11 protein-coding genes and 1 pseudogene are annotated in these 11,894 nt (G+C 47.4%); 7 read left to right on the forward strand and 5 right to left on the reverse strand.

The annotated features are described in order from the left end of the window. The first annotated feature begins 22 nt into the window (after positions 1-22). Genes ERX40_RS09290 through ERX40_RS09305 form a run of 4 tightly spaced genes read left to right on the forward strand, consistent with a single transcriptional unit; the run spans position 23 to position 4,440 of the window. A complete protein-coding gene (locus tag ERX40_RS09290) occupies positions 23-1,798 on the forward strand; it encodes a 5'-nucleotidase C-terminal domain-containing protein (RefSeq protein ID WP_133418228.1) in 1,776 nt (591 codons plus the stop codon). After that, positions 1,795-3,141, forward strand: a complete 1,347-nt coding sequence (gene rlmD, locus ERX40_RS09295) for a 23S rRNA (uracil(1939)-C(5))-methyltransferase RlmD (RefSeq protein ID WP_133418229.1) — start codon at positions 1,795-1,797, stop codon at positions 3,139-3,141. The genes ERX40_RS09290 and rlmD overlap by 4 nt, the downstream gene beginning before the upstream one ends. A gap of 4 nt (positions 3,142-3,145) precedes the next feature. Next, positions 3,146-4,225, forward strand: a complete 1,080-nt coding sequence (gene dinB / locus ERX40_RS09300) for a DNA polymerase IV (RefSeq protein ID WP_133418230.1) — start codon at positions 3,146-3,148, stop codon at positions 4,223-4,225. A gap of 5 nt (positions 4,226-4,230) precedes the next feature. Beyond that, on the forward strand, positions 4,231-4,440 hold the full coding sequence (locus tag ERX40_RS09305; protein ID WP_133418231.1) for a hypothetical protein: 210 nt from the start codon (positions 4,231-4,233) through the stop codon (positions 4,438-4,440). Positions 4,441-4,864: 424 nt separating this feature from the next. On the opposite strand, the pseudogene ERX40_RS11465 reads toward ERX40_RS09305, so the two are convergent. From ERX40_RS11465 to ERX40_RS09325, 4 genes and pseudogenes are all read right to left on the reverse strand, one after another. Further along, positions 4,865-5,365: pseudogene (locus ERX40_RS11465) on the reverse strand (3'-5' exonuclease); the annotation flags it as partial. Between the two features lie 63 nt (positions 5,366-5,428). Continuing rightward, positions 5,429-5,587 carry a FeoB-associated Cys-rich membrane protein gene (locus tag ERX40_RS09315; protein WP_133418233.1) on the reverse strand — a complete coding sequence of 53 codons (159 nt, stop codon included), beginning with the start codon at positions 5,585-5,587 and terminating at the stop codon, positions 5,429-5,431. Positions 5,588-5,597: 10 nt separating this feature from the next. Continuing rightward, positions 5,598-7,568 carry a ferrous iron transport protein B gene (gene feoB / locus ERX40_RS09320; RefSeq protein WP_133418234.1) on the reverse strand — a complete coding sequence of 657 codons (1,971 nt, stop codon included), beginning with the start codon at positions 7,566-7,568 and terminating at the stop codon, positions 5,598-5,600. Next, positions 7,561-7,797 carry a FeoA family protein gene (locus ERX40_RS09325; RefSeq protein WP_133418235.1) on the reverse strand — a complete coding sequence of 79 codons (237 nt, stop codon included), beginning with the start codon at positions 7,795-7,797 and terminating at the stop codon, positions 7,561-7,563. The genes feoB and ERX40_RS09325 overlap by 8 nt, the downstream gene beginning before the upstream one ends. 169 nt (positions 7,798-7,966) lie before the next feature. On the opposite strand from ERX40_RS09325, the gene murT reads away from it, so the two are divergent. Together murT and gatD are read left to right on the forward strand one after the other, a co-directional pair. After that, positions 7,967-9,277 (forward strand): lipid II isoglutaminyl synthase subunit MurT, encoded by a 1,311-nt coding sequence (gene murT, locus ERX40_RS09330; RefSeq protein WP_133418236.1) that lies wholly within the window; start codon positions 7,967-7,969, stop codon positions 9,275-9,277. Beyond that, a complete protein-coding gene (gatD, locus tag ERX40_RS09335) occupies positions 9,277-9,996 on the forward strand; it encodes a lipid II isoglutaminyl synthase subunit GatD (RefSeq protein WP_133418237.1) in 720 nt (239 codons plus the stop codon). The genes murT and gatD overlap by 1 nt, the downstream gene beginning before the upstream one ends. A gap of 99 nt (positions 9,997-10,095) precedes the next feature. On the opposite strand, the gene ERX40_RS09340 is transcribed toward gatD, so the two are convergent. After that, complete coding sequence (locus ERX40_RS09340) at positions 10,096-11,052, reverse strand: FUSC family protein (RefSeq protein ID WP_133418238.1); 957 nt, start codon at positions 11,050-11,052, stop codon at positions 10,096-10,098. Between the two features lie 83 nt (positions 11,053-11,135). On the opposite strand from ERX40_RS09340, the gene map reads away from it, so the two are divergent. Continuing rightward, complete coding sequence (map, locus tag ERX40_RS09345; RefSeq protein ID WP_133418239.1) at positions 11,136-11,894, forward strand: type I methionyl aminopeptidase; 759 nt, start codon at positions 11,136-11,138, stop codon at positions 11,892-11,894.

An 11,894-nucleotide genomic window follows, 5' to 3' on the forward strand; every position in this document is an offset into this window, starting at 1 on the left:
AGTAGGGAAAGGCGGGAGACAGATGGATTATCGATTAATGATTCTAGGTACAACGGATATACATGCCCATATCAGTCTTTATGATTATTTTATGGAAACAGAGCAACAGGCAAATGGACTCATTCTCGCAGGCAGTAAAATCCGGGAAATCAGTCAGAAGAACAAAGAAGAGGGAATTGCTACAGTCGTGCTTGATAACGGGGATATCCTGCAGGGGAGTCTGATTGCTGACTACGCCGCGGATAAACGACCGCATCCTCACCCCGTCATGCAGATGATGAACGAAATCGGCTATGACGGGATGACGCTCGGTAATCATGAATTCAATTACGGCCTGGATTACTTACGTGAGACAATGGCAGAGGCGAACTTCCCCGTTGTGAACTGCAACGTCAGAACGGCGGACGGTGAGTATCTGTTCAAGCCTTACACCATTGTCGAGAAGACATTCAGAGATGGCTCTACGGTGAAAGTAGGTGTGACAGGTGTGGTTCCTGAACAGATCATGATGTGGGATGAGAAATGGCTGAAGGATAATGTTAAGGTCGAAGATATGTATCAAGCAGCGAAATCATGCGCAGCTGAACTGACTTCATTATGTGATGTCGTCGTCTGTCTCTGTCACACAGGATTGGATCCATCGTTACCTGATGATCCGGGTCTTGAGAATCAGGTCCATCTGCTGACGACCCTCACTGACATTGATGCGGTTATTTTCGGTCATACCCATCAGCTGTTCCCGTCAGATGAGGTAACGGCTGATTATGTCGAAGGGAGTCGTATCCATCATGTCTATGCGGTGCAGCCGGCTTCATTCGGCAGCCATCTCGGCAGAATTGAACTGAATCTGAAGAAGACAGCAGACGGCTTTAAGATTGTATCCGGTCAGTCTGAGGTCATAGAACTGAAAGATAAGACCTCTATTGACGAAGGACTTGTAAGGTTGAATGAAGAGACTCATCACGCCATCTTCAGCTATATCAACGAGAAGATAGGTCACACGACGCGTTACATCGACAGCTTCTTCAGTCAGGTCGCACCGAGTGCAGCTGTAGAGATTGTGGCGAGAAGCGGCAAAAAAGCCTATATCGACAAGTACGGCGAAACTGATCATCTGATTGCTACCTCTGCCCCGCTGAAAGCAGGGCGTGACGGCGCGAACGATTATGTCATGGTGCCAAGCGGAGATGTGACGATCAAGGATGCTATCAGCATCTATCGTTTCCCGAACAAGCTGACGTCTGCAACTGTGAAGGGCAGCGTGCTGAAGGAATGGCTCGAATGGAGCGCTTCCGCTTTCAACTGTTATGACGACTATCTTCTGAAAGACAATCAGTCGATTGCACCAGGCTTTCCGAGCTATAACATGGATATCTTCTATGAGCTGGACTACTTGATCGACCTGACACAGGAAGCCCGCTATAATCATGCCGGCGTACAGGTCAGTGAGAGTGAACGGATCAAGGAAATCACATTTGAAGGTAGAGCGGTCACTGAAGATGATGTCTTCACAGTACTGACGAATGACTACCGTGTGAACTTCACACCCTTCCTGAAAAACCTGCCGGCAGTAGTGGAGGACATCGATGTCAGAGAAACTGTGATAAACTATATTAAGGACGAAGGCACTGATTTCAGACCTGTCTGGCCGTTCAGATTCACCCAGGAAGGGACTTATCGCATCAAGACGAGTGCGCACGCTGAACAGGTCATTAAGCAGTATCCAGCTAGAGTCCTGCAGAAACTGGCAGATGATTTCATTGCTGTAGAAGTAAACACGAAAGAGAGAAATGAATGAAGAAAAACGATATACTGACAGGCACTGTCATTGATTATACACACGAAGGGAACGGCGTCGTTAAAATAGACGGCTATCCGGTCTTTATTCCGCATACAGTTAAAGATGAACGCATTACCTTCAAACTGATTAAACAGAACAAAGGGTTCGGTATCGGGAAACTGGTGTCGATAGAAGAGGAAAGTGCAGACCGCACGACACCACCCTGCATTTATTACCATCAGTGCGGAGGCTGCAATATCCAGCATCTGACTTATGAAGCTCAGCTGACGATGAAGAGGAACCAGGTGAAGAACCTGGTGCATAAAATGACGAAGCTGGATATTCCAGTAAGGCCTATCATTGGCATGGATCATCCTTGGCGCTATCGCAATAAGAGTCAGCTGCCTGTGCAATACAATAATGGCATCGTGACAGGTTTCTATAAGCCTCGGTCACATGATATCGTGCCGATCGAGGAATGCCTGATTCAAAAGGAGAGTCATGACCATATCATGAATGCTATCAGAAATCTCCTGCAGAAATATGAAGTCAGCATCTATGACGAGCGGAGACACAAAGGAAATCTACGTCATATTGTGCTGCGAAGCGGAACGAAAGTAGACGAGACAATGATTGTCTTCGTGACGAAGAGTCAGAAGCTGCCAAACGCAGAACAGATGGCAGAGGAACTGATGACTCAGTTTCCTCATATCACGAGTGTCAGACAGAACATCAATCCCGATAAGACGAACGTCATTCTCGGCAGAAAGTCTCTGACTATTCTTGGTAATGACTATATTCATGATCAGCTGGATGATCTGACATTCGAGATATCAGACATGAGTTTCTATCAGGTGAATCATGAGCAGACGGAGAAGCTGTATCGCCAGGCGTTGAAGTATGCAGAACTGACAGGCACAGAGAATGTCATTGATGCATACTGCGGCATCGGTACAATCGGCTTATTTATGGCATCACATGCAGACCGTGTCTACGGGGTTGAAATTGTCGAGAAGGCGATTATGGATGCCAAGCGCAATGCAGGGAACAATCAGCTGTCAAACACTCATTTCGAGGCGGGCAAGGCCGAGGAAATCATCATCAGATGGCAGCAGGCAGGTATCAAGCCGCATGTTGTGATGGTCGACCCGCCGCGTAAAGGCTGTGACCCGGTATTCATCGAGACGCTGCTTGAACTTGAACCGGCGCGCATCGTCTATGTATCATGTAACCCGTCGACTTTGATGCGTGATATTCAGCTGCTGCAGGCGAAGTATGATATCGAGGCGCTCACACCAGTCGATATGTTCCCGCAGACGACCCATGTTGAGGTAGTCTGCAAGATGACGTTAAAGGGATGAGGCTATGGAAAAGAGAATCATTCATGTCGATATGGATGCATTCTACGCGCAGATAGAGCAGCGAGATAACCCGCGACTGAAAGACAAGCCGGTCATTGTGGGCGGTAAATCCAGTTCGCGGGGCGTCGTCGCAACGGCCAGCTATGAAGCGCGGAAGTTCGGCGTGCATTCCGCAATGCCGATGAGCCGGGCACATCAGCTCTGTCCGGACGGCTATTATGTCACGCCAAGATTCAATAGGTACCGTGACGTCTCCAACACCATTATGGAAATTTTCAGAAGCTATACAGATTACGTGCAGCCGGTGTCCCTGGACGAAGCCTATCTCGATATCACGCACCTCGTCCGCCGGGATATGCCGGCATCACGCATTGCCTCCTTCATCAAACGGGATGTACTGGAAGCGACGGGCTTGACCTGCTCAGCGGGTGTATCCTATAATCGGTTTCTCGCCAAAATGGCATCGGGTATGAATAAGCCGGACGGTCTGACTATCATCCATCACGGTAATGTCCATGATATCCTCATGCCGCTTCCTATCGGTGACTTTCCAGGCGTCGGCAAAGTGACGGAGGAACGGATGAAAGAGCGTGGCATCCATACAGGTGAGGACCTGTACAGCCATTCAGAGCGTGACCTCATCAACTGGTTCGGTAAACGCGGTCCAAAGCTGTATCATTATGCACGCGGCATCGGCGACGATACCGTGCAGTCTGAACGTATCCGTAAATCCATAGGCAAGGAGACCACCTTTGAAGTCGATAAGAATGATGACGAGGAAATCCTCGCCGTTATCAGGAAGCTCGCGCAGCAGGTCAGCACCAAGATGAATCAGTATGGCCTGGTCGGTGACACGGTGACCGTCAAGATCAAGGAATTCGACTTCAGGTCGCTGACGAAACAGCTGAAACTCCCGGAAACAATTGCTGAAGCAGACGAAATCTATAACATCAGCTATCATCTTTATACGGAACTTAAATCAGTGGAGCGTCCCATACGTTTAATCGGGGTCACTGTGGGGAATCTAAAAGAGAAGAATTTCGAGAACATGACCATATATGATTTTATACAACGGAAAGAGTGAGCACGATGAAATTTAAATTTTCTATCATTGCAATTACTGCACTGTTATTTGCAATGTTTGTCATGGATACATGGGAGCATGGATTTGACCTCTGGAAACTGCTCGGCATTATTGTGCTTGCCGCATTTCTGTTCTGGGTGGATCACAAACTGGAACGACCCGTATCGCGTACAAGCATCAAGGAGAACATACAGAGAAAAACAGGTCCAAAATAAAGAACATATCCTGGTAGCAGGATATGTTCTTTATTTATTGATAGAAGGTGATGAGCTGTTTCAGCTTATCGTCACTGATCAGCAGGACATCCTCACCGCGAGCGATACGGTTGGTCACTGCATTCTCCTTGGACGCGGGTTTATTTCCTTTCTGTCTGCCGAAGATAAAGATATCTGCTGCTTCGATATCACTTTCGTAACTACCGCCATGATCGACGATATACTGGACGACGTCTTTTCGTTTCAGATGCAGGGTACCTGAGATGGCAATCTTCTTATTGTGGAAGGGATGCGTCATATCAAAGGATTCTGTGGTCGGCCTGATATCAGCCAGTTCCTCGTTGTAACGGCTCATCTGCTGTCGCTTCGATGTCTTATATTTCATGCCGGATAGATAGGACCGGTGGCGTTTCAGATAATCATCAAGAGAATCATAGTGCTTGAGCAGACGTAGTGTAATCATCGCACTGGCTTTTGCATCATTCAGCGCATGATGGTGCCCGTGAAAATCAAGGTCGTAGAATGCCATCATATTTTTCAGGCTGTAACTATGGTTCTTAACGGTCTTCCGCGCCATATTGCATGAACAGAAGTAAGGTATTTTCGGCAGTTCAAGATCATAGCGTTCAATCGACTGATAGAGCACATTCATATCGAACCGCGCGAAATGAGCGACAATAGGCAGGTCACCGATGAAATCCATCATATGAGGGAAGACGTCCGGGAATATCGGCGCATTCGTCACATCCTCCGGTTTTATGCCGTGAACCGCAATATTGCCTTTGGAGAAATACGTCTCCGGATTGACCAGGGTATAGAAGGTCTCTGTCATCATATTACCCTGAACTTTGACCATCCCGACACTGCAGACACTGGCCGGCTGCCCGTTCGCTGTCTCGAAATCGAGCGCAATAAATTCATTCATCAGTCGTCCTCCTTTTGTATCAATTATACAAAAAAAGAGACAGAACCGATAAAGGTTTGTCTCTTATAGAAGTTTGTCGTTTGGCACCTCGCAGCCGCAGTCTTTGTTCACAGAGCAGCTGTTGCATTTACCTTCTTTTGATTTCTTGAAGAACTTCACAAGGGTATAAGTCGCATAGCCGAAGATAAGCAATGCGAGCAATAGATTGATAAGTAATGACATAAGCGTCTCCTTATATGAACCAGTTGCCGATCTGGTAGACGGCAAAGGTCAGAATATAGGCGATGGCAATAGGATAGAGCATCGCGAAGAACGTCCATTTCCATGACGAGGTCTCTTTTCTGATAGCGGCGACAGTCGACAGACATGGAATATAAAGCAGGATGAACAGCATGAAGGCATAGGCGGAAAGTGGCGTGAACTGACTATGGATGATCTGGATGAGGGCATCATCACTGACAGCATAGATAATCGCCATGGCACTGACGATAACTTCTTTCGCCAGGAACCCGGGAATCAGTGTCGCACCTGCCTGCCACGTACCGAAACCGAGCGGTGCGATCAGCGGCGCGAATATACCGCCGATCATCGCGAGATAGCTGTCACCGATACCGACACCCAGGCCGTCAGGACCGGTATAGTTCAGTAGCCAGATCAGCACAGAACCCCCGAAAATGAATGTACCTGCCTTCTTGACAAACCCTTTTCCTTTTTCCCACGTGCTGCGCCATAACGTCTTGAGTGACGGCAGCCGGTAAGGCGGAAGCTCGATGACGAAAATCGATGTATCATTCCTGAGCACTGTCTTGGACAGAATGAAGCTCATCAGTAATGCGACGACCACACCGATGACGTAGAGACTCAAGACGATCAGTGCCTGATTCTCCTTGAAGAAGATGCCGGCAAACAGAGCATAGACAGGCAACCGCGCTGAACACGACATAAAGGGTGCAATCAGAATAGTCGTCAGCCGTTCCTTTTCCTCCTCGATACTGCGAGCAGCCATAATACCAGGTACATTGCAGCCGAAGCCGATGATCATCGGAATGAAGGATTTGCCGTTCAGACCGAAGAACTCCATCAGGCGGTCCATGATGACGGCGATCCGGGCCATATAGCCTGAGTCCTCCAGCAACGAGATAAAGAAGAACAGAACGAGAATCTGCGGGACGAAGACAAGAACGCCGCCGACCCCGGCGATAATACCATCAGTGACCAGGTTCTGCAGAAAAGGGACAACACCGAGACTCGTCATCACATTATGTGCCCAGTCTGTCAGCGGGCCGCCGAAGAAGCCATCCAGTATATCGGATAAGGGTGTACCGATCCAGGTGAACGTCGTCTGGAAGATCAGCCACATCAGCAGCAGGAAGATCGGCATGCCGAAATATTTATGCGTCACAATATTATCGATGCTTTCTGTCAGATAGATTTTCTGTTCAGTCGGCCTGACAATGACACCGTCCAGCAATTCTGTTATTTGCTGCTGGCGAGCTGTTAAGATGGCTTCTTTAACAGGAAAATCAAGGCTCGCTTTAATATGTTCACGTTCCGCGTCGTGTTCGACATATTCAATGACAGCGGGATTATCCATCAGATACTGAACGGCAAGGAAGCGATGATGCCTCTTCTCGAGCTTAAGATGACTGAAAGTCGGGAGCAGTTCCTTGATTGCCGCTTCAATCCGTTCGTCGTAGCGGATGGTCATGCGCGTTGCTGACAGGTTGTTATCATTGAACGCCTCAAGCACTTCATGTGTACCTTTTCCCGTACGCGCAACGACCGGAATCACCGGGATGCGCAGACGACGCATCAACAAGTTGATGTCGATATGAAGTCCGCGTTTCGCTGATACGTCCACCATATTCAGTCCCATCAGCATCGGCGCCCCGAACTCCATCAGCTGAATGGTCAAGAGCAGATTGCGACGTAACTGCGAGGCATCGACGATATTGATCATACCGGAGAATGTTTCATTTAAAAGAAAGCGGGTGACAACTGATTCATCCTTTGAGATAGGAAGTAAATCATATGTACCCGGTAGATCGACGAGATTACCATAGTTCTTTTTGAGTTTGCCGACCTTCTTCTCAACAGTGACCCCGCTCCAGTTACCGACATATTCGTAGGAACCGGTCAATGCATTAAAAAGAGAGGTCTTACCCACATTAGGGTTGCCGAGAATGCAGAATGTATTAGTCATGGGCTGATTCCAGCAAGATTCTGCAGGCATCACAGTTACGGATGCAGATATGCTGTCCTTCTATATCAAAGACGCAAGGTCCTTTGAACAGACTTTTACGCTGCACTTTCAGCATACTGCCAACAGACAGACCGAGTGCATTCAGGCGGTGTGCGAGAACAGGATTATCGAATGACATGGATTTAACTAAATAAGTACCGCCGATTTCGGCGTTTGCAGCATGAAGCATATAGGACACCTTCTATTATGAGTTTGATAATCATTTTCAGTTACATATTAGCATGATTAAGAATGATTCTCAAGGACATAATGGAGGCGAATTCATGAAAGTTGCTTCCTTATGGATATAATTTATGACTGACAGATGGTATAATGAATTGTTAAACAAGGAGGTCATTATGAGAACTTTTTCAGCTAAATTACTCGCGAAGATGGCGAGACAGGCAAGTATCGCTGCAGGCAAAAGGGGAACTGACTTACCCGGACAGCTGGCGAGAAAAATAGATCCGGCTATCTTAAGAAAAATGGCAGCAACAGTAGACGATGTCGTCTTTATCTCCGGAACGAACGGTAAGACGACAACCTCTAACTTAATCGGTCATACACTCAAAGCAAACGATATCAATATCATTCATAATACAGAAGGCGCAAATATGGCGGCAGGTATTACCTCCAGCTTTATCGTGCAGTCAAAGAAGAATACGAAGCTTGCTATCATCGAGATCGATGAAGGCTCAATTCCACGGGTCCTAAATGAGATGACTCCGACGATGATGGTCTTCACAAACTTCTTCCGCGACCAGATGGATCGCTTCGGAGAAATTGATATCTTAGTGGACCGTATCGCTGACCATATTAAGAACAAAGGGATCAAACTGATTCTGAATGCCGATGACCCGTTTGTCTCACGACTGAAGATTGCGAGCAGGGAAGTCGTCTACTACGGCATGAAAGCAGGCATCCATCAGTTCGAGGAGAGTACGATGATTGAAAGCAAGTATTGTCCGAACTGCGGGCGCCTCCTGAACTATGAAGCGATTCATTACAATCAGATCGGTCACTATACATGTGAGTGCGGCTTCAACCGTGCTGAGCCGACGTATGAAGTGGAACAGCTGACTGAAAATCCTTACTTAGTGCCGGTTATCAATGGCGCGACCTTCCATATGAAGCTTGCCGGTGACTTCAATGTCTTCAATATCATCGCAGCCTACAGTGTACTGCGTGAACTCGGTCTGAACGATGACTCCATCAGAAAAGGATTCGAGAGCTATGCATCTGACAACGGCCGTATGCAGTACTTCACGAACGGCACAAAAGAAACGATTATCAATCTGGCGAAGAATCCGGCCGGACTGAATGCCAGCCTGTCAGTCGGTGAAAAAATCAAAGGCTCGAAATCGTATCTGATCAGCCTGAATGATAACGGTGCGGACGGTCGTGATATCTCCTGGATCTGGGATGCTGACTTCGAGAAGCTGGAGCGCCAGACCATCACTCACATCATCTGTACAGGTAACCGTGCAGAGGAACTGGCCGTGCGTCTGAAATATGCGGAAGTATCAGCAGAGGTAATAGTAGAACGCTCAATCGAGCAGGCAACATTAAAGGCAATGACATTACCGGATTATACGGTCTGCATTCCGAACTATACATCGCTTGAACCGATGCATACGACCTTGACGTCGTACTTCAAGGAGGGAGAGTAATGTCAGTTATCAATATTTATCACTTTATGCCGGACAAACTGAATCTATACGGCGATATCGGCAACATCATCGCTCTGTCAAAAAGAGCGAAATGGCGCGGTATTGATATCAAAGTCACTGACGTCAAAGAGACAGATGGACTGTCACTCGCAGACGCAGATATCCTCTTTATCGGTGGCGGCAGTGACCGCGAGCAGGCCATCGCGACGCAGGAACTCTTCAAGGTCAAGAATGAATTCAAAGCCGCGATAGAAGACGGCGTGCCCGCCTTAACCATCTGCGGCGGCTATCAGTTCCTCGGAGAGAAATATGTGACGCCGGACGGCCATGAACTGAAAGGGCTCAACATCCTTGATTTCTATACGGAATCGCGGAAAGAACGCCTGACCGGGAATATTGTCATTGAATCGGAGACATTCGGTCAGATCGTCGGTTTCGAGAACCATGGGGGCCGTACGTATCACAACTACGGCACACTCGGCAATGTCGTATCAGGTTATGGTAATAATGACACCGATAAAAAAGAGGGTATCCATTATAAGAATCTCCTTGGAACGTATCTGCATGGACCGATTTTACCGAAGAACCATGAAATTACAGACTACTTGCTTAAAGCAGCCTGTGAACGTAAGAATATCGAGTTCAGACCGCTGAATGACAACATTGCAGAAGAAAATGCGAAGAAAGTCATCATCGACCGACTGCTGTCAGATAAGTAAGCGAAGGTCAACAGCTGGGATACTGATCATGTCTATTTAGAGAATAACGTACTGCTTAAACGCTTTTAAATATAGAGTTCTACTGAAAGACCACCCGGCTTATGCCGGGTGGTCTTTCAGTAGTTTCTGTATCATTAAGAGTTCATAGATATAATGGCTTTTCAGCTGGTTATCGTCAAATTCGTTCAGGTGTTTGACGCTTGTTTTGAAGGTTGAGAGTGCGGGTCTTGGGACTGTGTTCTTTCGTTCCATTGCTTCTAGTATCGCTACGTAGGCTTCTCGTTCGTTCAATGTGAAGTCGAAGTACTGGTTTTCAGGCAGGTAGATCATATTGGAGAGGTGCAGGATAATCAGCTGGTCGATCTGCAGTCGTTTCTCGAGTTCCGTCATGGTGCGTTTACGGCTCAGGTCTTTATGATACTGATATTCCTCATGCTCGTATTTGATGAGCTGATGCGCTTTGCTGACTTTCGTGTTGATCGTTTCTATTTTGCGGGTGCTTGCTGTCGACTGGAAGTTGCCGATCAGGACTTCTTTGCTGCGCAGTATAAAGAGGTCATGTGTATCGTTCTCAATGTTGCGGATGAGTTCCTGTATCTGATGCTGGTACTTGGCAGGCAGGACAAGATAGTTCACAAGTCCGGCTGTTGTCAGTCCGATAGTGGTCGTTGCGAGCCTTGAGAAGAAGTTATAGGCAAATGCGTCGTGGATATTCGGAACCATGGCGACGGCTGTCAGGCTTGCGACCAGCATGCCGTCGAAGAGTTTCAGCTGATAGCAGACGACAATGGTCAGTGTCGCTGCGATACTGTAGGCGAGGGGGGAGTCGCCTAGAAAGTATGTGGCTGTAACAGCGATGAAGGCACCGAGAATGGAGGCAGGAAACCTGATGTAGGCTTTTCTGAGCGATGCTTTAGCGGTCGGTTCAATCGAGACGATGGCAGTGATGACAGCGAATGTGGATGGTAAGGTCAGCAGCTGACAGAACAGTGCTGTCAGAAAGGTGGCGAGTCCGGTCTTAATGATGCGCGGTCCCAGTATGTGTTTGAAGTTCATCTGAATCATCCTGTTTTTTAAATTTATTATAACATTCATTTTTTGTTATAATAAAGAGACAAACAAATGAAAGAAGAGATTAGATGATTATTAAATCAAACGAGGAACTGGAAAAATTAAAAGCAATCGGACAGATTGTCGCTGAAATCAGAGATACGTTGAAAGAGAAAACTGTAGCGGGTATCACGACGAAGGAACTGGACAACATCGCGGGTGAGATGTTTGATCGGCTGGGTGCGAAGTCAGCGCCGATCACTGAGTATGATTTCCCTGGCTATACGTGTATCAGTGTCAATGAAGAGGTGGCCCATGGTATTCCAGGCAAGCGTGTAATTGAAGAGGGCGACTTAGTCAATATCGATGTATCGGGCTGCAAGGATGGTTTCTACGCGGATACAGGTATCTCATTCGTTGTCGGTGAAAGCACTGATCCGTTGAAACAGAAAGTGGTCGATGTGGCCCTGATGGCCTTCGAAGAAGCGATGAAGAAAGTGAAGCCAGGCACAAAACTCAGTCAGATCGGTCGTGCGGTCAATGCCACGGCGCGTAAAAATGATGTAACAGTCATCAAGAACCTGACAGGCCATGGTATCGGTACGAGTCTTCACGAAGAGCCGCAGCATATCCTGAACTACTATGATCCGCATGATAAGGTCCTGCTTAAAGAAGGCATGGTTCTTGCGGTTGAGCCTTTCATCTCTTCTAAAGCGACAATGGTCGGTGATGGCAAGGATGACTGGGCTTTTGAGACGAAAGATAAAAGCTTTGTTGCGCAGATTGAACATACGATTGTTGTCACTAAAGATGGCCCGTTCCTTTTAACTGAGCGCACGTCAGACTAA

Source organism: Macrococcus carouselicus, assembly GCF_004359515.1.
Classification (GTDB): Bacteria; Bacillota; Bacilli; order Staphylococcales; family Staphylococcaceae; genus Macrococcus; species Macrococcus carouselicus.

Excerpts from the sequence above, each read along its gene's own strand:
- ERX40_RS09290 (WP_133418228.1), top strand. The coding sequence starts at position 23 with ATGGATTATCGATTAATGATTCTAGGTACAACGGATATACATGCCCAT.
- rlmD (WP_133418229.1), top strand. The coding sequence starts at position 1,795 with ATGAAGAAAAACGATATACTGACAGGCACTGTCATTGATTATACACAC.
- dinB (WP_133418230.1), top strand. The coding sequence starts at position 3,146 with ATGGAAAAGAGAATCATTCATGTCGATATGGATGCATTCTACGCGCAG.
- ERX40_RS09305 (WP_133418231.1), top strand. The coding sequence starts at position 4,231 with ATGAAATTTAAATTTTCTATCATTGCAATTACTGCACTGTTATTTGCA.
- ERX40_RS09315 (WP_133418233.1), bottom strand. The coding sequence starts at position 5,587 with ATGTCATTACTTATCAATCTATTGCTCGCATTGCTTATCTTCGGCTAT.
- feoB (WP_133418234.1), bottom strand. The coding sequence starts at position 7,568 with ATGACTAATACATTCTGCATTCTCGGCAACCCTAATGTGGGTAAGACC.
- ERX40_RS09325 (WP_133418235.1), bottom strand. The coding sequence starts at position 7,797 with ATGCTTCATGCTGCAAACGCCGAAATCGGCGGTACTTATTTAGTTAAA.
- murT (WP_133418236.1), top strand. The coding sequence starts at position 7,967 with ATGAGAACTTTTTCAGCTAAATTACTCGCGAAGATGGCGAGACAGGCA.
- gatD (WP_133418237.1), top strand. The coding sequence starts at position 9,277 with ATGTCAGTTATCAATATTTATCACTTTATGCCGGACAAACTGAATCTA.
- ERX40_RS09340 (WP_133418238.1), bottom strand. The coding sequence starts at position 11,052 with ATGAACTTCAAACACATACTGGGACCGCGCATCATTAAGACCGGACTC.
- map (WP_133418239.1), top strand. The coding sequence starts at position 11,136 with ATGATTATTAAATCAAACGAGGAACTGGAAAAATTAAAAGCAATCGGA.